Source organism: Candidatus Thioglobus autotrophicus (genome assembly GCF_001293165.1).
In the GTDB taxonomy this organism is placed as follows: domain Bacteria; phylum Pseudomonadota; class Gammaproteobacteria; order PS1; family Pseudothioglobaceae; genus Thioglobus_A; species Thioglobus_A autotrophicus.
Genome location: NZ_CP010552.1, coordinates 201,139 through 226,135, shown reverse-complemented (window position 1 = coordinate 226,135; position 24,997 = coordinate 201,139). Strand labels below are relative to the sequence as shown.

Genomic DNA, 24,997 nt, shown 5'->3' with positions numbered 1-24,997 from the left:
ATTAACCAATCACTTAAACCAAGGTCAATGACTATTCGTCAACAGAAAAACTTTATCAAATCACCCCCTGCTTGGTTTTGGGCGTCGGTTTTCTTACTCTCTATTTCAGGAACCTTTTATTTGGGTCTAAACCCCGAGTTAATCGAAACTTGGTGGGGATATTTAGTTGGTTACAATGTGGCTTTAAGTTTGACTGCAGCTTACTATATTTATACCGATGTGCGCCGATTAAAGCGCGATATGGGTAGCGATATTGTCGGCTCAAAATTTACTTGGTCATTTATTAAAATTGTTCCTATGCTGGTGATTGTGCCAGTTTTGTCGTTTTATATGTTTTCATTTCAAACTATTCAAAACAATGTAGCTGACTCTGAAAACGCCTTTGATAGTTTTAGCAAAAACTTTATTCAACAAGTAGATGGTTTATATGAAGGTATAGACCAAGTTAGAGTTGAGCGCTATACCGAACAAACTAAACGTGTATTGACACTAATTACCTCATTTGGTAATTTCAAGAAAGATTCAGAAACTTATAAAATAAGTATGCAAGCATTTCTAGAAGGGCTGATTGACAAGGGTTGGGCGTGTCAAATCGCCCTATTGAATGATCAAGCAGAAATTATTGCTAAAACGGATGACGTTTCTAATTGTATGGCGATAGACGACCAACCTTTGCCTGCAATACAGCCTGTTATGATTTTTGTGGATGCGGGTACGAATGTTGCTCAAGTTAAGATGTCCACTCGATACTTGACCAGGACGCCAGAAAAAAACTTTTCTTCAGTTGATGTGGTTTACGCAACAGACCCCGGGCTTTCAAACTTCTTATTGCAAGTTGGTGCTTTTACCAAGCGTACTAAAGGTATTAAATTTGACCTTAACACTTCAATCACTCAAAAGCGTTTTATGATTGATTTCTCTTCAACGGTTTTGCTGGCTGTGTTGAGTGCCTTGATGTTGGTGTTTAGGATGATTGAAAAGCTTATGAGGCCGCTTAATAATCTTTCAATTGCCACGCGAGAAATGGCCAAAGGTAATTACAACGTGCGTGTTGAGCAAAGCAAAGATGGCGATGATGTGCGTTTATTGGTTGATCAATTTAATATTATGTCGCGAAAAATTAAAACCTCACAAGAGGGTTTAGATACACATAATCTTTATTTAGAAACTATTTTGAAATATTCGTATGGCGTTATCGCTTTAGATCAAAACAAAGACATTCGACTCATTAACCCGATTATTGGCAAAATGTTTAATATTCAGGACGAGCAGTCGTTTGTGGGTGGAAACTGTTCCAAAATTAGTGCTAAATATCCAGAATTAGAGGCTTTATTTGCCTTAACAGCTAATCAATTTAAAACCCAGGAAAGCGAGTGGAATGAGAGTCTTGAGTTGGCTTTATTAGATCGACATTTATTATTATCATGCCAAGGTGCTAAGCTTGAAAGTCAAGGAAAAACCTTGGGCTACGTGATTATTATTAAAGACATTTCTAAGCTGAACCGTGCGCAAAAGAAAGCTGCTTGGGGCGAAGTGGCGGTGCGTATGGCGCACGAAATTAAAAACCCATTAACCCCGATCTTGCTTTCAGCGCAACGTCTACGCAATCGTTTTATGAATTCTTTAAAAGATCGTGATTTGGAAGTAATTGATAAAACCACCAATACCATTATTGATCAAGTGAAATCCATGGATCTGATGGTCAGCGCTTTTGCCGATTATGCCAATACGCCTCAAATTGAGCGCAAGCTCAGCAATTTAAATGAGATTGTTAGTCAGTCAATTTCTTTATATGACGAACAAGAAGATTTGAAGGTTACTTTTGATTTAGCAAAAGATATTCCCTTGTTGTTATTAGACTCGGTTAGCCTTTCTAGAGTGTTGATTAATTTGGTTAAAAATGCAGCGGAGTCATCCCCTCATGAAGCTATACAGGTTAATATTGTCACCCAATATTTGCCAAAGGAGGGCTTGGTGCGCCTCAGTGTAATCGACAATGGCGAAGGCTTTGATGAAGAGGTGCTAGACCGTGTTTTCGAGCCTTATGTGACGACAAAAGTTAAGGGCAGCGGCTTAGGGATGGCCATTGTGCAAAATATTGTTGAGCAGCATGACGGACGTATATTTGCTGCAAATGTGAAGCCACAAGGTGCCAAAATTACCATTGAATTTGATTATCAAGCATAAACATAAAAAAAAGGATAGAGCCGTGAACGAGATAAATATTATTGGAAAAATTCTTATTATTGACGATGAGAGTATTAATGCAGAAACCATGAAAGACACTTTAGAAGATGTCAATTATCAGGTGAGTTTGGCTGCTAATGCGCAGGCGGCTAAGATCATCATTCAAGAGCAGTCTTTTGATTTGGTGATGATGGATGTGTGGATGCCAGGCCAAGACGGCATGTCATTGCTTGAAGAATGGATTCAGGCAGGTTTTTCCACGCCGATAGTGATGATGTCAGGCCATGCAGAGCATAAAGATGTGGTGAAAGCCATTAAACTCGGTGCAGTTGATTTTTTGAAAAAACCCTTGCACGATATCTTGCCATTTGTGCGTAGAATTTTGTCAGAACAAGTTTTCAAAAATAATGGTAATAGCAATGGTATTACAGGTATTGATTTTGATGCGCCTTTGAAAGTGGCGAGAAATATTTTTGAAAAAGAATATTTTGATCATCATTTACAAAAAAATAATTACAATATTGCAGCAGTTGCTGCATTAGCAGGGTTGGAACGAACCACGCTATATCGCAAACTAAAAGATCTAGGGATCGATAAAAATAAGGCTTAATCATGAAAATTTTAATTTTAGGTGCTGGACAAGTTGGCTCGACATTGGCTCGATATTTAAGTGAAGATAGTGATAACGATATTACTATTATTGATAAAGATAATAATAATTTACTAGATCTACAGCGCCACCTAGATATCAAAACAATTTGCGGTCAAGCCTCTTACCCTAATATTTTAGAGGAGGCGGATATTCGTCATATGGATATGGTGATTGCAGTAACTAAATCTGACGAGGGTAATATGCTTGCCTGTCAAATGGCGCATACACTCTATCAAGTGGACAAAAAAATTGCGCGCGTACGTACGGCAGAATATTTGCATCGCAAAGAGTTGTTTTCTGACGACGCTGTACCCATTGATTTTGTGATTACCCCAGAAGGGTTAGTAACCAACTATATTAAGCGTGTCGTAGAAGAGCCGGGTTCTGAGCAAGTATTTGAATTTGAAAATGGATTGGTGCAATTGGTCGAAACTCGCGCGTATGCTGGTACGCCAATTGTTGGTAATCCAATTAAAGAGTTGCATAAACATCTACCCAAGATTCATATGCGTATTGTGAGTTTGTATCGCAATGGTCGAGCGATTCCAGCCTATGGAGACACGGTTATTAAAGACGGCGATCGAGTCTATTTTGTCACGAAAAAAAGCAGTGTTTCTAAAGTACTAAAAGAATTTAGACGTCTGGATAAGGCTTATAAAAATATCATTATTGCAGGTGGTGGACGTATTGGGCTTAATTTGGCCAAGCATTTAGAAGCAAATCACCGGGTGCGAATCATTGAGATGAATCAAGAGCGGGTTAAAAAGATTGCAGATGAATTAGACGACGTTTTAGTATTGCGAGGCAATGCGTCTGATGAAGAATTATTATTGGAAGAGGGGATTGAAAACACTGATTTATTCTTGGCCTTAACTGACTCTGATGAAATTAATGTTATTGTGTCTATTTTGGCTAAACGTCTTGGTGCGCATAAAACCATTGCCCTGGTTAAGCGCAATGTTTATGAAGATTTGGCTGAACAAAGTGAAGATGTAGATATGGTTATTTCACCAGACCAAATTACCACCAGTGGTATTTTGGCACATATTCGCAAGGGAGATACAATGATGGTTCACTCTCTACGCCAAGGTAAGTCGGAAGCTATTGAAGTGATTGTTCATGGCGATAAAGAGCATTCAGAGGTAGTGGGTAGAGCGATTGAAGAAATTAACCTGCCAGATGGTGTAGTGGTTGGCTCTATTGTGCGAGATAGTGAAGTTATTATGGGCTCAAGGAAATTAGTCATTGAAGAGGGTGATCATGTCCTCCTGGTGTTAACAGATGTTAATAAGATCCATGAGGTTGAGAAAATGTTCGCAGGTTATTTAGATTAAATTAGGATAATTTATGCAATTTAGTATTGTTTTTAAAACGATTGGCTTGTTGCTAATGGTATTTAGCTTAACCCAGCTGCCCCCTATTATTGTGGATAGTATTTATCAGCAACAAGAGACATCTTCATTTTTAGCCGCTTTTGCATTAACGCTAATCAGCGGATTAGTGCTTTATTTGCCGTTTAGAAATTCTACTAAGGATTTTAGAATTCGTGAAGGCGTTTTGGTGGTTGTAAGTTTTTGGTTTGTTTTGTCTTTGTTTGCTACCACGCCATTTTTACTCTCAGAATCTTTGCGTATGACTTTCTCAGATGCATTTTTTGAGTCTATGTCAGGCTTAACCACAACAGGTGCAACGGTTTTATCGGGTCTTGATGATCTGCCAATGGCTATTTTGTATTATCGCCAGCAACTGCAGTGGTTAGGTGGCATGGGTATTATTGTCTTGGCAGTGGCTATTTTGCCGATGCTGGGTGTGGGCGGTATGGAGCTCTATCATGCAGAGTCTAGCGGCATTTCAAAAGATCGACTGACGCCAAAACTAACTCAAACCGCTAAGGCGCTATGGAAGATTTATTTGAGCTTTACCCTCGCTTGTGCGCTGGCTTATTATTTAGCAGGCATGAGTATTTTTGATGCTATTAGTCATAGTTATTCCACTGTTGCGATTGGTGGTTTTTCCACGCACGATTTATCCATTGGCTATTTTGATTCTGTCATGATTGAGTCAGTCGCTATTGTATTTATGTTTTTAGCAGGTATTAATTTTTCTCTGCATTTCTTTGTCTGGCGCAAGAAAAATATTTTAGAATTTTTTAAAGATTCTGAATTTAAAGCTTATTTATTAACACTGGGTATTCTCACTTTTTTTGTTGCCCTTTATTTGTGGAATACCGGGCATTATCAAACGGCAGAAGGGGCGTTTAGATACGGTATTTTTCAGAGTATTTCAATGGCAACCACCACCGGATTTGCCTCGACTAATTTCGCACTTTGGCCGCTGATGCTGCCAGTATTATTGATTTTTGCTAGTTTTATTGGCGCTTGCGCAGGCTCAACAGGTGGTGGTATTAAGGTGGTAAGAGTGCTACTCATGTTTAAGCTAGCCATGAAAGAGATTAAAAAGTTTATTCATCCAAATGCACAAATCAACATCAAGCTCAATCAGCGTAGTGTTGCAGAAAGTACATTGGTATCAGTGTGGGGTTTTTTCTCATTGTATGTTATTGCTTTTATTGTGATCATGGTCGCTTTAATGTTCACTGGCATGGATCAAGTAACGAGTTTTTCAGCAACTGCCGCTAGTATGAATAATTTGGGCCCAGGTTTGGGCGATGTGGCTGAAAATTATGGCGCTATTAGTGAAAGTGCCAAATGGATTTTGAGTTTTTCAATGCTATTAGGGCGTTTAGAAATATTAACGTTAATGGCATTATTGCATAAAGCTTTTTGGCGTTTTTAGTTAAACCTTCTTCAAAAATTCTGTGATTTTTTTTGGCAAGTATTTTAAGGCTCAACCACAATGTTGTAACTAGGTAGCGCGGCTAGTAATTGCTTTCCATAAAACTTAGAAACTAAACGGTTATCAAAAATCGTAATTTTTCCGGTATCAGTTTCGGTGCGAATCAATCGGCCGCAGGCTTGAATCAGTCTGAGTGAAGCGTCAGGCAGAGAGATTTCCATAAAAGGGTTACGATTTTGAGATTGTAGATAATCTGCTAAGGTTTTGTCAATTGGTGAAGTGGGTACGCTAAAGCGCAGTTTGACAATTACCACGTGAGTTAGGTTATCGCCCTTAAGGTCAACCCCTTCGGCAAAGCTATCGAGTCCAAAAATGATACTACCTTGGCCTTGCTTACGCAATGTCATGTGTTTTTCTAAAATGGTTTTTTTAGGGTATTCGCCCTGGATGAAAAGATCGCAATCAAGCTTGGATTCAACCATGTCAGCCACCATTTGCATTTGCTTATTTGAGGCAAATAATACCAACGAACCTTCTTGAGCGTTTAGGCGTTTTAGTAGTTGGCTAGCCACTTCTTTTGTATGTTCAAACACTTGAGTCGGGTTGGATTTAAATTTGGCAATGATAAAATCAACTTGATCAAACTCAAAAGGTGAGGGCAAGCGTAAATATTGGTTTTCTGGTTTTTTTAGCCCCAGTTGTTTGTTGAGTCGATCAAAACTACCTAAAGAGGACAGGGTTGCGGAGGTGAGAATGACACCCGTGGCTTTTGACCAAATAAGCGCATCTAAATTGCCAGAAATATCTGTTTGGGCGCTATATAAGCTGTAGTTGGTCTTCTTGTTGGCCAGAGTGTTTTTTTCAATCCATCTGGAATGTGGAGATTGGGTGCTGTCGTCACTTTTTAAAAAAGAGGAGAGTAGCTCTACAATACTTGAAAGATGTTGTTCGCATTCGCCACTTGCAGTATTAATAGGGTCGCCAATGCTTTTATCAATGACTTTAATTTTTAAATAATCAGCCCAAGACTCTCTGAGTGCACAAAATTTATTTTGGATATTGCTAATCGAGATAAACAAATTTTTACTAATATCTTTGATAGGCTGATCGACCATACCTTGGTCAAACAAATAAATATCTTCGTCAAAATCCAGGGTTTTAAGTAATGTGCTGAGATCGGATAAATAATCATCAATTTGCTTGATGTTAATGTCGGGCAGGTCTTGCTCGGTAAGTTTACACATTTGATCGCTCACACCTTTGGCTTGGCGAATACTGGTTTTGATAAATTCTGTACCTGTAGACAAAGAAAAGTGAGACAGTGCTTTACTGCTTAAGTGGTGCGCTTCATCAAAGATAAAAATTGATTCATCGACATCTGGCAGCACCGTATTTCCTGTGGCTAAATCGGCTAACACTAAGTCATGATTGGCAACGATTACATCAGCCTTGGTGATTTGCTTGCGTGCTTTGAAAAACGCGCAATCTTGGTAGAATTCACAGCTTTTGGCGGTACAAGTAAAGCGATTACAATTAATCTTTTGCCAAATAGTATGATCAGGCGCACGCATCAGATCATCAATTTCACCATTCCATTTTTTAGCGGAATAGTCTTCTAATAATTCAGCCATTTCTTCAAGTTGGTATTTGCCTGGCGGCTCGTCAAATAATAAGCTTGAATCAAATAGTGAGCTGTCTGTCGCGCTATCTTCGCACAGGTTAATTAGATTACGAATACAAACATAGCGCGAGCGACCTTTAACCAGGGCGTATTCAAAATCAACTTGGCAGTATTTTTGCGCCTCAGGAATATCTTTGAGCAGTAATTGCTCTTGTAGGGCGACATTGGCACTCGAGACGATGAGCTTTTTTTTATTAGCTTTGGCAATCGCAATGCCACTGAGTAAATAGGCAAAGGTTTTGCCCGTGCCTGTGGGCGCTTCTACGCATAAAATTTTGTTGGAATCTGGGTAGTCACCGCACAGTGTTTTGGAGATTTCAGCAATCATTTTATTTTGCGAAGGACGTACATTAAAATCTGACATATCAGACTTTAGAGCAATAAATGAATCGCGTATTTGAGCTTTAAGCTCGTCAGATAACACTAGGACTTGCGCGCAAGTGACAAATCACACAGCAAAATAAGCGCTTCTTTGTAAGGTGACTCATTAATATCCTTAAGAGAAGATTTGGCCAAATCTGCAGATTTTTTGGCTTGTGTTCGTGTATAGCCAAAAGCATCAACAGATTGTAATATTTGCACCACTTGAGTGATTTTGCTATTATCAGCATTGTTAATAGCCTCTTCCAATAATTGCTTGTCTGAGCCTGAGGTGTTAGCCAAGGCGTAAATCATTGGTAGAGTAGTTTTGCCCTCAGCAAGGTCATCACCTACTTCTTTGCCCATGGTGGCACTATCAGACTCATAGTCGAGTACATCATCAATGATTTGAAAAGCATTACCCAGGTGTAAGCCGTAATCTTTTAAGGCTTGCTCTTGAGTGCTATCAATCTCAGAAAGCATGCCGCCAATTTGTGTGGCCGCTTGAAAAAGCACCGCAGTTTTACGCTCAATGACTTGATAGTACTCCGCTTCTGTTAAAGCAGAATTTTGACAATTAAGCAGTTGTAAAACTTCACCTTGGGCAATTTCATTGGTGGCTTTTGATAAAATTTGCATGATTTTCATTGAGCCAGGCTCAACCATCATCTCAAACGCTCGTGAATAGAGAAAATCCCCCACTAAAACACTAGGTGCATTGCCCCAAACTTCATTGGCGGTATTTTTGCCGCGACGTGTTGCAGATTCATCAACGATATCATCGTGCAATAAAGTGGCAGTATGAATTAGCTCAATGACGACTGCCATTAAGCGGTGGTGCTCACCTTGATAGTTGGTTGCACGTGCACATAAAAGTAGTAATAGTGGGCGTAGGCGTTTGCCACCAGCACCAATAATATAACCACTCATTTGATTAATCAAAGCCACATTCGAGCTTAAACGACTCTGAAGCAGGGCGTCAGTTTGCGCCAAGTCTTCTTTTAGTAGTGTCTGGATATCGTCAAAATCTTTCATGCGACTATTTTAATCCATTTGCCAGTAAATATACTTCTTTAGAACGTGCTCTTGAAGCTTTGGGTTTGCGAATAATAACCTTATTAAAAGCTGCCCTACAAGACTTAACGTATTCATCAAATCCAGCACCTTGAAAAACTTTGATAAAAAAAGTGCCATTTGGGGTGATGGTTTTTATGGCCATGTCGAGTGCTAATTCACATAAATACATCGATTTTGGCAGGTCGACCGATAGCTGACCACTCATATTTGGCGCCATATCACTAAGCACCACGTCAATTTTATGACCGCCCGTTAAGCGTAATAATTCTTCATAAATTGAGTCATGTGTAAAGTCGCCACATAGGAAGTCAACTTTATCAATGGGTTCAATATCTAGAATATCGCTAGCAATAACTTGACCGCTATTGCCAACAATTTTGATAGCAACCTGGCTCCATCCGCCAGGTGCTGCGCCTAAATCAAGCACACGATCACCTGGTTTGATAAACTTATCTTTTTCGATTGCCTCGGTTAACTTGTAAACAGCGCGTGAGCGATAACCTTCTTTTTGAGCTTTTTTGACATACTCATCACTCAAGTGTTCGCTCATCCAACGACCTGAAGAACTTTTTTTAGCCATAATCTTAAGTGATTGATTCACATTAATAAATCATAATATTATAGGAGAGTTAGGGGATAATAGTGTCTTTTTCGAATCATCCCCTAACGCATGAACACTAAACTTAGAAATATCGCTATTATTGCCCACGTTGACCACGGTAAAACCACTTTAGTTGACAAACTATTGGAGCAATCAGAAACATTTGATGAGCGCTTTGAGTCAACCGACCGCATGATGGATTCCAACGATCTTGAAAAAGAGCGTGGTATTACCATTTCTTCTAAGAATACAGCGATTAAGTGGAAAGATTACCATATTAATATCGTTGACACCCCGGGACACGCCGATTTTGGTGGTGAGGTTGAGCGCGTATTATCAATGGTTGATTCGGTATTGTTGCTAGTAGATGCACAAGAAGGTCCAATGCCACAAACCCGTTTTGTGACGAAAAAAGCCTTCGACCAAGGTTTGAACCCAATTGTTGTTATTAATAAAATTGACAAAGATGCGGCTCGCCCTGACTGGGTTATTGACCAAGTATTTGATTTATTTGATCAACTGGGTGCTACCGATGAGCAGCTGGATTTCCCAATTATTTACGCTTCAAGTATTAATGGTTATGCAACGCTAGAAGACGATGTACGTGAAGGCGACATGCTGCCGATGTTTGAAACCATTGTTAAAAATGTAGCCGCACCAGAGGTTGATATTAAGGCGCCATTGCAAATGCAAATTACCGCTCTTGATTATTCATCATTTGTTGGTGCAATTGGTATTGGCCGTATTACTCGTGGTACGATTAAAAAGAACCAGCAAGTGGTTGTTGTCGGCGCTGATGGCGTTGAAAGAAAAGCCAAGATTGCAAATTTACAAGGATTTTTGGGCTTAGATAAGGTGGATATTGATTCATCTGAAGCAGGTAATATCGCTTGTATTACAGGTATTGAAGGTATTTCAATTTCAGATACCATTTGTGATCCAGAAACTATTGAGGCATTGCCGCCACTGAGCGTAGATGAGCCAACAGTATCAATGGCTTTCAGAGTAAATGATTCACCGTTTGCAGGTCAAGACGGCAAGTTTATCACTTCTAGAAATATTCGTGATCGTCTTGATAAAGAGCTAATTTATAACGTTGCACTGCGTGTTGAAAACACTCAAGATCCGTCTGAGTTTTTAGTTTCTGGTCGTGGTGAATTGCATTTATCAGTACTGATTGAAACTATGCGTCGTGAAGGTTTTGAGTTGGCTGTGGGTCGTCCGCAAGTTATTTTAAGAGAGATTGACGGCGTTGTTTGTGAGCCGTTTGAAGACTTAACGATTGATGTTGAGTCTCAGCACCAAGGTACCGTCATGGAAAGACTTGGTGAGCGTAAGGGTGAGTTAACCAATATGGAGCCTGACGGCAATGGCCGTGTTAAGCTTGAATTCAACATTCCTGCTCGTGGCCTTATTGGCTTTAGAACAGAATTTTTAACAGCCACAACAGGCACCGGTCTGATGAACTCAACTTTTGATGCGTACAAGCCACAAAAACCAGGTGACATTGGTCAACGCTCGAATGGCTCACTGATTTCAATGAACCAAGGCAAGGCAGTTGCATACGCTATTTTCAACCTGCAAAAGAGTGGTAAATTCTTTGTAGAGCATAATACGGAAGTATACGAAGGTATGGTTGTGGGTATTCATGCGCGTGATAAAGACTTGGTGATTAATGTCATGAAAGGTAAGCAACTGACTAACGTTCGTGCTTCAGGTACCGATGAAGCGGTATCTCTAACCCCAGCTATTAAACTTGATCTTGAGCAAGCATTAGAGTTTATTGATGATGATGAGTTGGTAGAAGTAACACCAAACAACACACGTATCCGTAAGCGCCTATTGAAAGAGGTTGAGCGTAAACGCTCACGATAAGTAAATTTTCTTGATTGCCCGGGTTTAAATTTTTTAAGCTTGGGTTATAATCTTGCGTTATGAATGGTTTCCTTGATTTTTTAGTTAGGCAGAAAAAGCTAGCACTGGTTTTTAGTATCAGTGTTATTGCGCTTGGACTTGTTAGTCTTAGTAATATACAGCGTGATCAATTTCCTGATGTAGATTTTGAGATAATGACAATTGTCACTAGCTATCCAGGTGCCTCTCCAGAGGATGTCGAACAAAATATTACCAATGTCATTGAAGATGAATTAAGCAGTGTCACTGGCATTGATAAATTTACCTCAACCTCTAGAGCAGGTGTGTCTTCAATTGTTATTACCTTCTCACAAGATGTCAGTGATTTATCTGAGATTAAGCAAGAGGTTCGTAATGTCGTTAATCGTATTAAATCACTACCTGAAGAGGTCGTAGATTTACCACGTGTTATAGATCGCAAGACTTCCCGAAAAAGCATTATAAAAATCAGTCTTAGTAGTGATGAAATAGATTACGCAGAATTAAGAGGTATGGTTGATAGTATTGCCCAATCGATAGAGTCGATTGAAGGCGTATCAGAAGTCACTAAAGATGGCTATTTAGATAAAGAAATCCAAATACATATTGATCCAGAAAAACTTTATCAATATGAGCTTTCCTTGCCACAAGTGATGAGTGCAATTACCCAAAGGAATCAACGCTACACTGTGGGTAGTAATCACAATGATAAAAATGAAAAAACCATTGTTGTATTGTCTAAATTTGATGCAGCAACTGATGTCAGCGAAGTCATTGTTAAATCTACGTTTGAAGGCTTAATCGTTAGGCTTAAAGATATTGCAGTTATTGAATCTGGCAATGTTGAAGAAAAATCAATTGTCCGTGTTAACGGTAAAAAAGGTTTTATCCTGCGAGTAAAAAAACAAGCACAAGCTGATGTCATAACCACGGTTGATTTGGTTAAAGCATACATGGAAAAAACGGGTGGCAAATATAACAATCAGTTAGATATTTTTTATTCATCTGACTTATCTAAATACGTACGCAACCGATTAGATATTGTGACCAATAATGGCTTGATCGGCTTGCTATTGGTATTAGTAGTATTGGGTGCATTTTTATCTTTCAAAACGGCTTTTTGGGTTGCAATCAGCTTACCTGTTTCGTTGTTAGGTACAGTGGCATTATTAGGTGCAACGGGCGAAACCATCAATCTTATCTCACTAGCAGCCATGATTTTGGTGTTAGGTATTGTGGTGGATGACTCCATCATTGTGGCAGAAAGTATTTATCACTACAAGCAAACTGGTGAAGACAATTTTAAGTCAGCTTCTCATGGCTTTAAGCGCGTTATTATGCCGGTAGTGACAACAATCTTAACAACAATTTTAGCCTTCTCTTCCATGTTTTTAATGGGCGGCATGATGGGTAAGTTTGTTTACGTTATTCCCCTGGTAATTATTTTTGCACTCATTTTGTCTTTTTTAGAAGTTTCACTTGCATTACCTGCGCATTTAGCTGGATCAAATGAAAAGAAAAAAGAGCATTATTGGTTCGAATATTTTGAAAACAAATTTGAAGTTTTTTTATCTAAGATATTGAATTTTCACTATTTAGTCATAGGAATTTTTAGTATAACGCTCGTCATTTCAATTTATTTTGCAAGCACACAAATGAAGTTCACTTTATTTCCTGCAGTAGGTGTTGATACAATTAACACACGCATGACAATGAACACCGGCTCATCACTCTCCAATACAGAAGCTAAAGCTAAGCAGGTAGAGGAATTAATTTATAGGATTGTTGGTGATGATTTGGTCTCAGTTACGACAGATGTAGGCAAGTACTTTACACACAAGGCAAAGATGATCATCGAACTATTGCCAGCTTCAGAGCGTAACAAAAGTTCTAAAGAGATTCTAAAGAGTTTAAAAGCTAGTGCAAATGAGATAGACCAAGTAGAAAAATTAAAATTTTCAGTCAGAAGGCCTGGCCCTCCACAAGGTGAGGATGTAGAAATTAACCTGATCAGTCAAGCAGGCTCTGAAAATCTACAAGCAGCTAATAAACTTGAGCAAATTTTATTAAATATTCCAGGAGTGGATAATATTAATAGAGATGACGAGCCTGGAAAGGACCGCATTGAAGTAAAACTTGATTTTGAAAAAATGGCACGCCTTGATATTGATTTTTCAACTGTCAATCGCTATTTACGAGCCGCCTTCACAGGTATTGATGTGACCAACATTCGCGAAGGACAAAACGATGTTAATTTCCGACTTTATTTGGGTGATTTGGAAAAATCAGAAGTCTTTATAAAATCGTTAAAAGTAGTCAATAAAAATGGTCGTGTTATTCCATTAGTAAATTTTTCTAGTATTCGTCAAATCGTTGGTGAGCCTGATTTTAATCACTATAACGGCCTTAGATCTATTATGCTTAGTGCTAGTGTTAATGATGAAAAGACATCTACTAGTGAGGTTATGAAAGAGGCTTTACTACAACTTGACTTAGATAAAAACTTTCCTTCTGTGCGTGCTATTTCTGAGGGTGGTGCCAAGGAAACTGCAAAATCTATGGATGGCTTTAAGCAAGCTTTTTTGATGGCAATTGTCGGTATTTTCTTATTATTAGTCTTGTTATTTAATTCGTACTCGCAGCCATTAATAATTCTAAGCGCTATTCCATTTTCAGTTATTGGTGTTATTTGGGCATTCTTCCTGCACGGCGAAGCGTTAAGCTTTTTTGCGATTTTAGGTGTTTTAGCATTGGTTGGTGTTATTGTGAATGATTCACTAGTGCTTGTATCGCATCTTAACTACTTGAAAGACAAGTCCTTAGAAAAACTAACCATTCATCAGTGGATTGTTAAAGGTGTTAAAGATAGGCTTCGCGCTGTTGTATTAACAAGTTTAACCACGCTGGCGGGTATTCTTCCATTGGCTTATGGTCTTGGCGGTACAGACTATCTCTTACAACCGATGGCACTTGCATTAGGCTACGGATTACTATTTGGCACGCTGATGACACTGATTTTATTGCCATGCTTATATTTGATGAATGTAGAATTTATCACTTGGTTTAAAAAACTTAAGAAAAAACGCATCAGCTCGTAATTTTGAAAATTTCAGAAATTTTATAAAATAAGGTGATTTTTACCAATAAAACGATTTTTTTTAGCCTTTTTTAGCCTTTTTTAGCCTTTTTTAGCCTTTTTTAGCCTTTTTTAGCCTTTTTTATAAAAATAATGGCAAAAACTAGCTGTATCCACATTATTTCCAATTTTTTGCGGGTGTTATTTGTTTTGTAATGCTTGACGAATAAGCTCTTCTGTTGATAGTGCATCATCTTTAATAGCGCTTAGCATTTTTTCCGCTTCTTTAGTTTTAAAGCCAAGTGCTTGTAAAGCTTGAGCCGCTTTTTGAGTGTTTGGATTGATGTTGGCGCTGGCAGTAATTGTTTGATGGTTTGAGCCGTTTAGCTCTAACTTGGCCAGGCGATCTTTCAGTTCAACAATGAGTTTTTGTGCGGTTTTTTTGCCAATCCCTGGGGTTTTGGCAAGTAGTGCATCGTCCTCATTGGCGACTGCATTCATTAGTGAGGCAATATTCAGATGCGACAAAATAGCCAATGCTACTTTAGGGCCAACACCATTAACGCGAATTAACTCTCTAAAGAGTGTTTTTTCATCTTTAGAGATAAAACCATATAGAGTTTGCGCATCTTCTTTAACGTGAAAATGCGTATGCAATGTGATACTGCCTTGATCACTCATTGCATAAAAACTCGACATTGGGCACAGTATTTCATAGCCAATACCACCGACTTCTAGTAGAATTTCAGGCGGGTTTTTTTCGAGAATTTTTCCAGTTAAGCGAGCGATCATGTCTTAATGATTATAGCCAAGAATAAGTTTCAAAATATGCCTTCTCAAAGGTTTTAATCTCTTGTGAATATTGCAAGGTTAAGCCAATATCATCCAAGCCATTAATAAGGCGACGCTTGCGTTCAGCGTCTACTTCAAAAGTATGAGTTTTACCATTAGCATTAACGGATTGATTTTCAAGATCGATGCTTATCTCACCCTTGGTGGCAAATAACTCATCCATAATTTGGTTATCTTGAACAATAGGAAGAATGCCATTTTTAAAGCAATTGTTGTAAAAAATATCGGCAAAACTTGGGGCAATGATTACTTTAAATCCGTAATCTTCTAGTGCCCAAGGTGCGTGCTCACGTGATGAACCACAGCCGAAATTTTCACGTGCTAGTAGGATTTTAGCGCCTTGATACTCTGGCTTATTGAGTACAAAGTCTTGATTAATTGGGCGCTTGGAATTATCCATACCAACTTCGCCAGCATCTAAATAACGCCATTCATCAAACAAATTAGGGCCAAAGCCTGAGCGTTTGATTGATTTTAAAAATTGCTTAGGAATGATAGCGTCGGTGTCAACATTGGCACGATCAAGTGGAGCAGCAATAGAGGTTAGGGTTTTAAAAGCTTGCATTATTTTATCTCCGAAAAATGACCGGCAATGGCGCTCGCCGCCGCGATAGCAGGGCTAACCAAATGCGTGAATGAGCCTTGACCTTGACGACCTTCAAAGTTACGATTGGAGGTTGATGCACAGCGTTCACCAGGCTCGAGCTTATCAGCGTTCATGGCTAAGCACATTGAACAGCCCGGCTCACGCCACTCGAACCCTGCATCGGTAAATATTTTATCTAAGCCTTCGGCCTCAGCCTGCGCCTTAATTAGGCCTGAACCAGGCACAACCAAAGCCAACTTGACGTTGCTAGCCACTTGCTTGTTTTTAGCAACACTGGCAGCCATACGTAAATCTTCGATGCGTGAGTTGGTGCAAGAGCCGATAAATACTTTATCAATGGCGACGGTATTAATGGGTGTATTGGCCTTTAAGTGAATGTAGTCTAGGGCGTTGGTGATGCTTTGTGCTTTCACCGGATCGGATTCTTTAGCAGGATCAGGCGTTGCACCATCAATGGCGATAACCATCTCCGGAGAAGTGCCCCAAGTGACTTGAGGTTTAATATTTTTTGCATCCAAACTAATTGTTTGATCAAAATGGGCGTCTTCGTCAGAATGTAAGGTGTTCCAATAAGCAACCGCTTTATCCCACTGCTCACCCGTTGGTGCCATAGGGCGACCCTTAACGTATTCAATGGTTTTGTCGTCAACAGCCACCATGCCCACGCGAGCGCCGGCTTCAATCGCCATGTTGCATAGAGTCATACGCCCTTCAACGCTTAAATTTTGAATGGTTGTGCCGGCAAATTCAATAGCAAAACCTGTGCCACCAGCCGTGCCAATTTGACCAATAATATAGAGTGCCACATCTTTAGCGCTGACATATTCATTAAGACTGCCGTTTACTTCGATTTTTAGATTTTTAGATTTAGCCTGCCATAAGCAGCCCGTTGCCAAAACATGCTCTACCTCGCTAGTACCAATGCCAAAAGCCAGTGCACCGAGTGCGCCGTGTGTAGAAGTATGTGAATCGCCACAGACGATACTCATGCCCGGTAGGGTGGCACCTTGTTCAGGGCCAACCACATGGACAATGCCTTGGCGAATGTCGTTCATTTGGATTTCATTAATGCCAAATTCTGCACAATTTTTATCCAGCGTTTCGATTTGTAATTTTGAAATAGGATCTTCAATGCCACTCACACCACTAGAGCGATCAGTGGTGGGTACGTTATGATCTGGTACAGCAATGCTAGCATCTAAGCGCCATGGTTTTCTGCCGGCCAGCTCTAAGCCTTCAAATGCTTGCGGGGAGGTGACCTCATGGATAAGTTGTCTGTCAATGTAGATAAGCGCTGTGGTCGCTTCTTCACGTACCACGTGCGCACTCATTAATTTGTCGTAAAGTGTTTGTGACATAAATCGATTGAAAACCTTGCTAAAATAGCTATTTTACATTTTCTTTATTCAATATATGTGCGGTATTTGTGGACAATTAAGATTTGACAATCAAGCGGTTACTTCTCAAGACCTGAACACTATGATGCAAAAGATTGCGCGTCGTGGCCCTGATGCTTCGGGCGTGTGGTCTGATCAAAGTATTGGCTTTGGTCATCAGCGCCTTAGCATTATTGATTTATCTAATTTTGGCGCACAGCCTATGGTTGATCAAGCCTTGGATTTGGTCTTGGTATTTAACGGCACGATTTACAACTATAAAGCACTACGAGCAGAGCTTAGTAAAAAAGGCTATGAGTTTTTCTCGCATTCTGATACCGAAACTATTATTAAAGCGTATCACCATTGGGGTGAGGATTGTGTGTTGCATTTGGATGGTATGTTTGCCTTTTGTATTTGGGACAAAGCTCAGCAGCATTTATTTGTCGCTCGCGACCGCATGGGTATTAAACCGCTATATTTTAATCTAACGGATAAAGCCTTTAGTTTTGCCTCTAGCACACAATCTTTGATTGCTATTGGTGCAAATACGGATATCAACTCTGTGGCTCTGCAACAACAACTCTCTTTGCACGCAGTGGTGCCGGCACCGAATACGATTTTAGAAGGGGTTAAAAAAATCAAACCTGCCACGACTTTGGTGATTAAACCGAATGGCGATATTAGAGAAAAAACTTATTGGCAGCCCAAAGCCCAGCGTCCAGAAATTGCATTATCGATTGAAGAGTATATCGAGCGTACGCATGAGCTACTCACTAAGGCGGTACTTAAGCGCATGAATGCGGCTGATGTACCGATTGGGGTTTTGCTATCTGGCGGGTTAGATTCTTCGTTATTGGTGGCATTACTTCATGAAGCGGGCCATGAAGATATTCGCACGTTCTCAATTGGTTTTGAAGATATTGATGATGAAGCGGGTTCAGAGTTTGAATACTCAGATCAGATTGTGGATAAATTTAACACGCGCCATGAAAAATATGTGGTGAGTAATTCACAAGTTTTGCCTAGATTAGGTGAGGCAGTGGCTAATATGAACGAACCAATGGTCGGGCAAGATTCCGTGGCTTTTTATCTGCTTTCTGAGCAAGTCTCGAAGCATATTAAGGTGGTATTATCTGGTCAAGGTGCAGATGAGGCATTTGCGGGATATTTTTGGTATCCACGTATGCAAGCAGAGTCAGGCAGCGAGGTTGAGCGATTTTCTAAACACTATGTTGATAGACCTTACGAGGAATATCTACAAACTGTTAATAAAAAATATCATTCAGGTAATCACACCCAAGCCTGGCTCAATAAGGAATTTGCCAAAGCCAATGCTGATGAGTTTATGGATAAAGTGTTTCGCACCGATATCACCCGCTTAATTGTTGATGATCCTGTTAAGCGTGTGGATAACATGACGATGGCTTGGGGCTTGGAAGCGCGCGTACCATTTATGGATTATCAATTGGTTGAGCATGCGCTGAGTATGCCGCCGCGCCTTAAAATGGCTGAGGAAGGTAAGCATCCACTTAAGCAAATCTCTAGAGGATTATTACCAGACAGTGTGATTGATCGTAAGAAGGGCTATTTCCCTATGCCAGCGCTTAAATACGTTCGCGGAGAGTTCTTAGACTTTATGGCCGACATTCTCACCTCTAGTCAATGTATTAATCGTGAAATATTTGATCAAAAATTTATACAAAAAGTCATTCATCAGCCAGAAAAATATATGACAGCACTTAATGGTTCACGCCTCTGGCACTTGGCGCTTTTAGAATATTGGTTACAAACCAACGTGGATCAAAAGTAGGTGACAGGCAAGGCCTGTCACCCCCTAAAATAATATAATTAATAAAAACAGCATGGAAAAAATAGTAATCTATACAGATGGTGGTTGCAGAGGAAATCCTGGCATTGGAGGCTGGGGTGTTTGGCTTCGATATGGCGATCATGACAAAAAACTAAAAGGCCATGAAAAAGACACAACTAACAACCGTATGGAACTATTAGCAGCGATTAAAGCGCTAGAAGTTATTAAATCTAAAGATATTTCTATTGATTTGTTTACCGATTCAAAATATGTCATGCATGGCATTAATGATTGGATTAAAGGCTGGAAAGCAAAAGGTTGGAAAACAGCGGCCAAGAAACCCGTTAAAAATGTTGACCTATGGCAGCGCCTTGACACACTTAATGAAACACACACGGTGCACTGGCATTGGGTTAAAGGCCATAGTGGCAATGTAGGTAATGATATGGCAGATGAATTAGCCAATCAAGCCATGGATAATATGGGTTAAAAAATACCCTAATAAAAAGTTATATTAATTAAAAAAGTATAATATTATAATATTTAGATAGTCATGAAAAAACTTGCATTCAAAGCTATATATGGTAATAATGTAGTAGTGATGTATTTATTTAATGTATTTCAACAAGGAGGTAAAAAAATGAAAAAAATAGCCGTATTATTTATTTTATTATTAAGTTCAGTAACATTTGCACATGTAGCTGGTGAAACAATTGCACCATTACCATTGCCAGTAGATTCTCAATCTGAAGCGCAAAAACAAATTGTTCGTGATGGCGCACAAAATTTTTGTGATGGCGCTGAAGAAGATGCAAAAGAAGAATGTGTAATGGATTTCTTTGCAAATCACAACTTAGAAGAAGAGCCAAGCTGCGACTAGTCATAGAATTTATAGTGTTTAGCTTTATTGAAGCTAAACACTATTAACCAAAACTCAATAAAGAGTTATTTTTATATAAAAAGAGGAGAGAAGTATGAAACTTCAAACATTAGTATTATCAACTGCAGTCGCTGCAGTATTAACATCTTCAGCAGCATTTGCTGCTGAAAAAGTAACAGGCAAAGCTGTTGGCATCGTTAAAGGTGTAATGGAAGTTGCGGGTATTTCACGTAACCAAGATAACGCTGCAACAATTGATCCAGCATTTGCAAAGACTTCGCGTCCTTGTCCACCATTTTGTATTCAGCCTACTGCGCCGTTCGCGCCTGCTGCTGTTGAAACAGTGACTGAGCTAGACGTAATCCATGCTGCACGTGATGCTGCAAATGGCGACACGTCAGCATTAGTAGTTGATGCACGTACACCAGGTTGGGTTAAAAAAGGTACAATCCCTCATGCAGTGAACGTTCCATTTACTAAGCTTAACTCTAAGGCGTTAGCTAAAGATCCTATGGCAGTTGTAGATATCTTAACAGGCACTTTTGGTGTTAAAGATCTTGACGGCGTATTAGATTACAACAATGCTAAGACTTTATACTTGTTCTGTAATGGTTCATGGTGTGGCCAGTCTCCAGCGTCAATTAGAGCGTTGCTAACAATGGGTTACCCTGAGAACAAGATTAAGTACTACCGTGGTGGTATGAATGCTTGGAAATCTTTAGGTTTAACAACTAAGTAATTGATTCATAGAGCACTCATGATTGGGTGCTTTTTAATCTAGGAGATTATTATGAAAACTAAATTATTAGCAATTGCTATTGCTTCGGTATTTACGTTAGGTGCTCAAGCAGGCTTTTTTGGCTCTGATCACAACTGGAATAACGGCTCTTCTGCAGCAAGTTCTGCTAAGAAAGCTGGAAAGCCAGTAGGTATTACTAAAGGTGTGATGGAAGTTGCAGGTATTTCACGTAATGCTGATAACGGCAATACGGTAGATCCAGCATTTGCAAAGACTTCACGTCCTTGTCCACCGTTTTGTATTCAGCCAACTGAACCGTTTGCACCTGCAGCCGTTGAAACAGTGACTGAGTTAGATGTTATTCACGCTGCACGTGATATTGCTGGTGGTGATGCAACTCAACTTATCATTGATGCACGTACTAAGGGTTGGGCTAAAAAAGGCATGATTCCTCACGCAGTAAACGTGCCATTTACTAAGCTTAACTCTAAGGCGCTTGCTAAAGATCCGATGGCTGTTGTTGAGTTAATGGTTGAGCAGTTTGGTGTTAAAGATTTAGATGGTGTATTAGATTACGACGGTGCTAAAACTTTATACTTGTACTGTAATGGTTCATGGTGTGGTCAGTCGCCTGCGGCGATTCGCGCACTCTTAACAATGGGTTACCCGCAAAGCAAAATCAAATACTACCGTGGTGGTATGAATGATTGGAAATTGTTGGGTTTAACAGTTAAATAATTGTTAATGACAGTTCTAAGAAAAGGGATGTTAATAGCGTCCCTTTTTTATGTTTTAACAACTTCTTTCGCGCAAGCTGAAACAAGATTTGATCGTTGGTATCAAATTGGCTACGATTATTCGCAAATGGATCGTAATGATGATGCTTTTGAATGGATGATGCGTGCCGCTGATGGCGGACATAGTGCTGCGCAAAATAATATTGGACTAAGTTACCTACATGGCCTTGGTGCAGAACAAGACGATAATAAAGCCTTTGATTGGTTTGAGAAATCAGCCAAGCAAGGTTTGGCTTATGCTCAAAGTGAGCTAGCCATGCTTTATTACGAAGGCAAGGGTGTTGACAAGAATATTCAGCTTGCACAGGATTGGTGGCTGAGCGCTGCCGAGCAAGAAGATGAATATGCACAATACAATTTGGCCTCGTTAATGCTCGAACAAAGTGATATTAAGCAAGCTTATTATTGGTTTAATCGCTCTGCTAAAAATAATCATCCGGATGCACAAACTGCATTGGATTTACTCAAAGAAAAATATGTGGAATAAAATTATTACAATAACAGTGTTAAGTTTTTCTATCAACGCTTTTGCCTTTCTTCCAGGTTTGGAGAGTTTTCCTAAATTTCCAGAATTGCCTAAATTATCTGGCTTTGACCCAGCTTCTCTACAAAAACTCTACAATCAATTCACCAGTGCAAAGCCTGACTTTGAGCGTGAAAATCGAATGGTTGGCGAAATTGAAGAGGCAGTTATGGATGGTGATGTGGAGTATTTACCCCTTTCTGATGATAAAGAAGTCTTTAGTATCTACATGGAAGCTGAAACAGAAAATGCCAAGGGCGGCGTGATTGTTCTTCATTCTCGAGGTTATCACGCCAATTGGGATAGTGTCGTAAAACCACTTAGAGTGGGATTGGCAGGAAAAGGCTGGCATAGTTTGTCAGTGCAAATGCCAGTGCTTGATAAGCAAGCAACTTATTATGATTATGTGCCTATTTTCCCCTATGCGCATGAGCGCATAGAAGCGGCTATTGATTTTTACAAACAACGTGGTGTGGATAATATTATCTTAATCGCACATGGTTGTGGTGCGCATATGTCGATGAGTTATTTTGACAAATATGGCGACGATAAAATTAACGCCTATGTTGGTGTGGGTATGGGTGCGACTGACTATAAACAAAAAGTCATTAAGCGTATGCCACTTGATTCTATGCTGAAGCCAGTGCTTGATGTTTATGGTGAGAAGGATTTCCCAGGTGTTCGACGTTCAGCGGAAGATCGAAAGTGGTTAATGGATATTGCTAATAATAAACAAAGTGCACAAAAAGTGATTAAAAAAGCAGACCATTACTATCAAGAAAAAGAAACAGCAGTAGAGCTAATTGATACGATTGATAAGTGGTTAACGCAGTTAAATTAGCCTAGTTTAGTTGGCCTGTAAGTAGGCCAGCTCTTGGTCGGTAAAATTAGCTGATTTACGTGCGTCAATATTAAAAGGACCACGCAAAGACTCCCCAATATGTTTTTGAATGAGTGATTCAAATGTTTCAATAGGATCTAATTTGCGATTTTTGCATAAATAGTGAAACCAAAAATTGCCAATTTTTACATGACCAATTTCATCTTGGAAGATAATATCTAGTAACTCAACCATAGGTTTAAAGTTAGAGTTTTTAAAACGTTTTTGAATTTTTGGGGTGGCGTCTAAGCCTCTGGCCTCCAACACTCTAGGTACGAGAGCCATTCTTGCTAATACATCGTAGTCAGTTTCAAAAGTCATTTTCCACAAACCATTGTGCGCATCAAAATCCCCATACTGATAGCCTAATTCAACCAGGTAATTATTCAGTAACTGAAAATGTTGAGACTCTTCAAAAGCGACCTGGATCCAATCTTGATAAAATTGATCTGGCATATCTCTAAAACGATAAGTAGCGTCCAATGCCAAGTTAATGGCATTAAATTCAATATGGCAAATTGCATGAATGGTTTCAATAAAACCAAGATCAGATTTCCCTCTTTTTGGCATGGTATGAAATCTAGCCAGTGTTGGCTTCAAAGGTCTGCCAGGAAACTCAACCGCATTAATTTGAAAGCTTGATTGGTAATTAAGTATTTGGGTATTTTTTAACGTATGAAGCTGATCAACTCGTGTAATTTTTTCAGCAATGTTGTCGCACATAAGGGCGTTATAGCTTAGCTCAAAGACGTTCATAGTGTCCTAGTTTAATATTGTCCAATGTCCAATGTCCAATTTGGGTGCGAATCAGCCGTAGGGTTGGAAAGCCAACCTGCGCTGTCATACGCCTTACTTGTCGATTTTTTCCTTCGGTGATTATGAGCTCAATCCAAGAAGTGGGGAGATTTTTTCTAAATCTAACGGCTGGAGCTCTATCCCAGAGCCAGTCAGGCTCATTAATAAGACGTGCTTTGGCCGGCTTGGTGAGTCCATCTTTTAGTGTGATACCAGCGCGTAATTGTTCAAGTGCATGGGTGTTAATCTCTCCATCCACTTGAACCACATAGGTTTTTTCTTTGTCAAATTTTGGGTGTGAGATTTGGTGTTGCAATTGGCCGTCATCGGTTAGCAATAATAAACCCTCTGAGTCTTTGTCTAGGCGACCAGCCGGATAGATATTTTTAGTGTTAATGTAATTGGCCAATGTCTCACCTTCCCCGCTAAATTGACACAGCACGCCATAAGGCTTATTAAAGGCATATAGCATCAGTACACAACCTTCGCTCTGGCAACAAAAGCCTCTAATTGTGAGTTGGCAATGCTAGTAAAAATAGGGGAAATAGCCAAATCCACTATTTTTGATGAAAAGCTAAAGGCCAGTGTCAACTCTATTTTACAAGCGCTATCATTCAGCTGAGTAAACACCCAAGCACCCTTTAATTGTTTGAACATGCCTTCTTTTAATTGCATATCAATGCGTTGATTAGGGGTGAGTGTATTAATAGTAGTAAAGCTTTGATTAAATCCGGATTTATTTATCTTAACCGAGGCTGTAATTTGAGCACTCGTTTGCTTTAAAATAGAGGCATCTGAGCACCAATTGAGAAATTTTGGATAATCATCAACTTGGTTAACTAGTTGATACATTTGCTCAGCTGAATAAGGTACAAGAGCACTTTTAGAGAGTTGATGCATGGCAAAATCCAAAAAACCTAAGGTAAGTTCAAACACGATTGTGCTTAATAAAAAAGCACGTCATGACTATTTTATCGAACAAACCTTGGAAGCTGGACTTTCTTTGGAAGGTTGGGAGGTAAAAAGTCTGCGAGAGAACAAGGTGCAGATTAAAGAAAGCTATGTCATCTTGAAAAACGGCGAGATGTTTTTATTCGGTGCCCATATTTCTGCACTACAAAGTGCCTCAACCCATGTGACTGCTGATGCAACCAGAACAAGAAAACTCCTATTAAACCGCTTAGAAATTAATCGCTTAAAAGAAAAAATTGAGCAAAAAGGCGCAACCGTTGTACCTTTAAAGATGTATTGGAAGAAGGGGCGTGTTAAGCTTGAAATCGGTGTTGCCAAAGGTAAAAAATCCCATGACAAGCGCCAAGATGTTAAATCTAGAGACTGGCAAAGGGACAAACAAAGAACGCTAAAAGAAATAAATAAATAAATATTTCATAGTGAATCTTTAATAGAAGATT

General features: G+C 39.5%; 23 protein-coding genes. 14 read left to right on the top strand and 9 right to left on the bottom strand.

Annotation, left to right across the window (positions count from 1 at the left end):
* Positions 1-27: 27 nt before the first annotated feature.
* Genes SP60_RS01195 through SP60_RS01180 form a run of 4 tightly spaced genes read left to right on the top strand, consistent with a single transcriptional unit; the run spans position 28 to position 5,635 of the window.
* On the top strand, positions 28-2,187 hold the full coding sequence (locus tag SP60_RS01195) for a sensor histidine kinase (RefSeq protein ID WP_053950906.1): 2,160 nt from the start codon (positions 28-30) through the stop codon (positions 2,185-2,187).
* Positions 2,188-2,209: 22 nt separating this feature from the next.
* Entirely contained in the window at positions 2,210-2,797 is a 588-nt protein-coding gene (locus SP60_RS01190) for a response regulator (RefSeq protein WP_053952177.1), read from the top strand.
* 2 nt (positions 2,798-2,799) lie between these two features.
* Positions 2,800-4,173 carry a Trk system potassium transporter TrkA gene (gene trkA, locus SP60_RS01185; protein ID WP_053950905.1) on the top strand — a complete coding sequence of 458 codons (1,374 nt, stop codon included), beginning with the start codon at positions 2,800-2,802 and terminating at the stop codon, positions 4,171-4,173.
* 13 nt (positions 4,174-4,186) lie between these two features.
* The gene (locus tag SP60_RS01180) at positions 4,187-5,635 is read left to right on the top strand and encodes a TrkH family potassium uptake protein (protein WP_053950904.1); all 1,449 of its coding nucleotides are present in this window, start codon (positions 4,187-4,189) and stop codon (positions 5,633-5,635) included.
* 44 nt (positions 5,636-5,679) lie between these two features.
* Here the strand turns inward: SP60_RS01180 and dinG are convergent, their stop codons facing one another.
* From dinG to rlmE, 3 genes are read right to left on the bottom strand one after another with little or no spacing between them, the layout of a single operon-like run.
* Complete coding sequence (dinG, locus tag SP60_RS01175; protein ID WP_053950903.1) at positions 5,680-7,740, bottom strand: ATP-dependent DNA helicase DinG; 2,061 nt, start codon at positions 7,738-7,740, stop codon at positions 5,680-5,682.
* Entirely contained in the window at positions 7,740-8,711 is a 972-nt protein-coding gene (locus SP60_RS01170; protein ID WP_053950902.1) for a polyprenyl synthetase family protein, read from the bottom strand. The genes dinG and SP60_RS01170 overlap by 1 nt, the downstream gene beginning before the upstream one ends.
* Positions 8,712-8,715: 4 nt before the next feature.
* Entirely contained in the window at positions 8,716-9,333 is a 618-nt protein-coding gene (gene rlmE, locus SP60_RS01165; RefSeq protein WP_082319613.1) for a 23S rRNA (uridine(2552)-2'-O)-methyltransferase RlmE, read from the bottom strand.
* A 90-nt stretch (positions 9,334-9,423) separates the two neighbouring features.
* On the opposite strand from rlmE, the gene typA reads away from it, so the two are divergent.
* Positions 9,424-11,229 carry a translational GTPase TypA gene (gene typA / locus SP60_RS01160; protein WP_053950901.1) on the top strand — a complete coding sequence of 602 codons (1,806 nt, stop codon included), beginning with the start codon at positions 9,424-9,426 and terminating at the stop codon, positions 11,227-11,229.
* A 59-nt stretch (positions 11,230-11,288) separates the two neighbouring features.
* Positions 11,289-14,345 (top strand): efflux RND transporter permease subunit, encoded by a 3,057-nt coding sequence (locus SP60_RS01155; protein WP_053950900.1) that lies wholly within the window; start codon positions 11,289-11,291, stop codon positions 14,343-14,345.
* 179 nt (positions 14,346-14,524) lie between these two features.
* Here SP60_RS01155 and ruvA read toward each other — a convergent pair whose 3' ends face one another.
* Genes ruvA through leuC form a run of 3 tightly spaced genes read right to left on the bottom strand, consistent with a single transcriptional unit; the run spans position 14,525 to position 17,140 of the window.
* The gene (gene ruvA / locus SP60_RS01150; RefSeq protein ID WP_053950899.1) at positions 14,525-15,115 is read right to left on the bottom strand and encodes a Holliday junction branch migration protein RuvA; all 591 of its coding nucleotides are present in this window, start codon (positions 15,113-15,115) and stop codon (positions 14,525-14,527) included.
* Positions 15,116-15,125: 10 nt separating this feature from the next.
* On the bottom strand, positions 15,126-15,740 hold the full coding sequence (leuD, locus tag SP60_RS01145; protein ID WP_053950898.1) for a 3-isopropylmalate dehydratase small subunit: 615 nt from the start codon (positions 15,738-15,740) through the stop codon (positions 15,126-15,128).
* Positions 15,740-17,140 (bottom strand): 3-isopropylmalate dehydratase large subunit, encoded by a 1,401-nt coding sequence (leuC, locus tag SP60_RS01140; protein WP_053950897.1) that lies wholly within the window; start codon positions 17,138-17,140, stop codon positions 15,740-15,742. Before leuC ends, leuD begins: the two co-directional genes overlap by 1 nt.
* Positions 17,141-17,195: 55 nt before the next feature.
* On the opposite strand from leuC, the gene SP60_RS01135 reads away from it, so the two are divergent.
* From SP60_RS01135 to SP60_RS01105, 7 genes are all read left to right on the top strand, one after another.
* Positions 17,196-18,971: an N-acetylglutaminylglutamine amidotransferase gene (locus SP60_RS01135; protein WP_053950896.1), complete on the top strand. Its 1,776-nt coding sequence runs from the start codon at positions 17,196-17,198 to the stop codon at positions 18,969-18,971.
* A 52-nt stretch (positions 18,972-19,023) separates the two neighbouring features.
* Positions 19,024-19,461: a ribonuclease HI gene (gene rnhA, locus SP60_RS01130; protein ID WP_053950895.1), complete on the top strand. Its 438-nt coding sequence runs from the start codon at positions 19,024-19,026 to the stop codon at positions 19,459-19,461.
* 63 nt (positions 19,462-19,524) lie between these two features.
* Positions 19,525-19,851, top strand: a complete 327-nt coding sequence (locus SP60_RS01125; protein WP_053950894.1) for a hypothetical protein — start codon at positions 19,525-19,527, stop codon at positions 19,849-19,851.
* A gap of 94 nt (positions 19,852-19,945) precedes the next feature.
* Positions 19,946-20,590, top strand: coding sequence for a rhodanese-like domain-containing protein (locus SP60_RS01120; protein ID WP_053950893.1), 645 nt, complete (start codon positions 19,946-19,948; stop codon positions 20,588-20,590).
* A gap of 51 nt (positions 20,591-20,641) precedes the next feature.
* The gene (locus SP60_RS01115) at positions 20,642-21,328 is read left to right on the top strand and encodes a rhodanese-like domain-containing protein (RefSeq protein WP_053950892.1); all 687 of its coding nucleotides are present in this window, start codon (positions 20,642-20,644) and stop codon (positions 21,326-21,328) included.
* A 6-nt stretch (positions 21,329-21,334) separates the two neighbouring features.
* The gene (locus tag SP60_RS01110) at positions 21,335-21,874 is read left to right on the top strand and encodes a tetratricopeptide repeat protein (RefSeq protein ID WP_082319612.1); all 540 of its coding nucleotides are present in this window, start codon (positions 21,335-21,337) and stop codon (positions 21,872-21,874) included.
* Positions 21,864-22,751 carry a DUF3530 family protein gene (locus SP60_RS01105; RefSeq protein ID WP_053950890.1) on the top strand — a complete coding sequence of 296 codons (888 nt, stop codon included), beginning with the start codon at positions 21,864-21,866 and terminating at the stop codon, positions 22,749-22,751. Before SP60_RS01110 ends, SP60_RS01105 begins: the two co-directional genes overlap by 11 nt.
* A 6-nt stretch (positions 22,752-22,757) precedes the next feature.
* On the opposite strand, the gene SP60_RS01100 is transcribed toward SP60_RS01105, so the two are convergent.
* From SP60_RS01100 to SP60_RS01090, 3 genes are read right to left on the bottom strand one after another with little or no spacing between them, the layout of a single operon-like run.
* Positions 22,758-23,513 carry a ferritin-like domain-containing protein gene (locus SP60_RS01100; protein ID WP_233487270.1) on the bottom strand — a complete coding sequence of 252 codons (756 nt, stop codon included), beginning with the start codon at positions 23,511-23,513 and terminating at the stop codon, positions 22,758-22,760.
* A gap of 19 nt (positions 23,514-23,532) precedes the next feature.
* On the bottom strand, positions 23,533-24,057 hold the full coding sequence (locus tag SP60_RS01095; RefSeq protein ID WP_053950888.1) for a pseudouridine synthase: 525 nt from the start codon (positions 24,055-24,057) through the stop codon (positions 23,533-23,535).
* Positions 24,057-24,485, bottom strand: a complete 429-nt coding sequence (locus tag SP60_RS01090; RefSeq protein WP_053950887.1) for a type II toxin-antitoxin system RatA family toxin — start codon at positions 24,483-24,485, stop codon at positions 24,057-24,059. The genes SP60_RS01095 and SP60_RS01090 overlap by 1 nt, the downstream gene beginning before the upstream one ends.
* Here SP60_RS01090 and smpB point away from each other — a divergent pair.
* Positions 24,484-24,966 carry an SsrA-binding protein SmpB gene (gene smpB / locus SP60_RS01085; RefSeq protein WP_053950886.1) on the top strand — a complete coding sequence of 161 codons (483 nt, stop codon included), beginning with the start codon at positions 24,484-24,486 and terminating at the stop codon, positions 24,964-24,966. The genes SP60_RS01090 and smpB overlap by 2 nt on opposite strands.
* Positions 24,967-24,997 lie beyond the last annotated feature (31 nt).

What these genes read in the sequence shown, in the direction of transcription:
- SP60_RS01195 (WP_053950906.1), top strand. Translation starts at nt 28, where the DNA reads ATGACTATTCGTCAACAGAAAAACTTTATCAAATCACCCCCTGCTTGG.
- trkA (WP_053950905.1), top strand. Translation starts at nt 2,800, where the DNA reads ATGAAAATTTTAATTTTAGGTGCTGGACAAGTTGGCTCGACATTGGCT.
- SP60_RS01180 (WP_053950904.1), top strand. Translation starts at nt 4,187, where the DNA reads ATGCAATTTAGTATTGTTTTTAAAACGATTGGCTTGTTGCTAATGGTA.
- SP60_RS01170 (WP_053950902.1), bottom strand. Translation starts at nt 8,711, where the DNA reads ATGAAAGATTTTGACGATATCCAGACACTACTAAAAGAAGACTTGGCG.
- rlmE (WP_082319613.1), bottom strand. Translation starts at nt 9,333, where the DNA reads ATGGCTAAAAAAAGTTCTTCAGGTCGTTGGATGAGCGAACACTTGAGT.
- typA (WP_053950901.1), top strand. Translation starts at nt 9,424, where the DNA reads ATGAACACTAAACTTAGAAATATCGCTATTATTGCCCACGTTGACCAC.
- SP60_RS01155 (WP_053950900.1), top strand. Translation starts at nt 11,289, where the DNA reads ATGAATGGTTTCCTTGATTTTTTAGTTAGGCAGAAAAAGCTAGCACTG.
- ruvA (WP_053950899.1), bottom strand. Translation starts at nt 15,115, where the DNA reads ATGATCGCTCGCTTAACTGGAAAAATTCTCGAAAAAAACCCGCCTGAA.
- leuD (WP_053950898.1), bottom strand. Translation starts at nt 15,740, where the DNA reads ATGCAAGCTTTTAAAACCCTAACCTCTATTGCTGCTCCACTTGATCGT.
- leuC (WP_053950897.1), bottom strand. Translation starts at nt 17,140, where the DNA reads ATGTCACAAACACTTTACGACAAATTAATGAGTGCGCACGTGGTACGT.
- SP60_RS01135 (WP_053950896.1), top strand. Translation starts at nt 17,196, where the DNA reads ATGTGCGGTATTTGTGGACAATTAAGATTTGACAATCAAGCGGTTACT.
- rnhA (WP_053950895.1), top strand. Translation starts at nt 19,024, where the DNA reads ATGGAAAAAATAGTAATCTATACAGATGGTGGTTGCAGAGGAAATCCT.
- SP60_RS01125 (WP_053950894.1), top strand. Translation starts at nt 19,525, where the DNA reads ATGAAAAAACTTGCATTCAAAGCTATATATGGTAATAATGTAGTAGTG.
- SP60_RS01120 (WP_053950893.1), top strand. Translation starts at nt 19,946, where the DNA reads ATGAAACTTCAAACATTAGTATTATCAACTGCAGTCGCTGCAGTATTA.
- SP60_RS01115 (WP_053950892.1), top strand. Translation starts at nt 20,642, where the DNA reads ATGAAAACTAAATTATTAGCAATTGCTATTGCTTCGGTATTTACGTTA.
- SP60_RS01110 (WP_082319612.1), top strand. Translation starts at nt 21,335, where the DNA reads ATGACAGTTCTAAGAAAAGGGATGTTAATAGCGTCCCTTTTTTATGTT.
- SP60_RS01105 (WP_053950890.1), top strand. Translation starts at nt 21,864, where the DNA reads ATGTGGAATAAAATTATTACAATAACAGTGTTAAGTTTTTCTATCAAC.
- SP60_RS01100 (WP_233487270.1), bottom strand. Translation starts at nt 23,513, where the DNA reads ATGTGCGACAACATTGCTGAAAAAATTACACGAGTTGATCAGCTTCAT.
- SP60_RS01095 (WP_053950888.1), bottom strand. Translation starts at nt 24,057, where the DNA reads ATGCTATATGCCTTTAATAAGCCTTATGGCGTGCTGTGTCAATTTAGC.
- smpB (WP_053950886.1), top strand. Translation starts at nt 24,484, where the DNA reads ATGGCAAAATCCAAAAAACCTAAGGTAAGTTCAAACACGATTGTGCTT.
- SP60_RS01090 (WP_053950887.1), bottom strand. Translation starts at nt 24,485, where the DNA reads ATGCATCAACTCTCTAAAAGTGCTCTTGTACCTTATTCAGCTGAGCAA.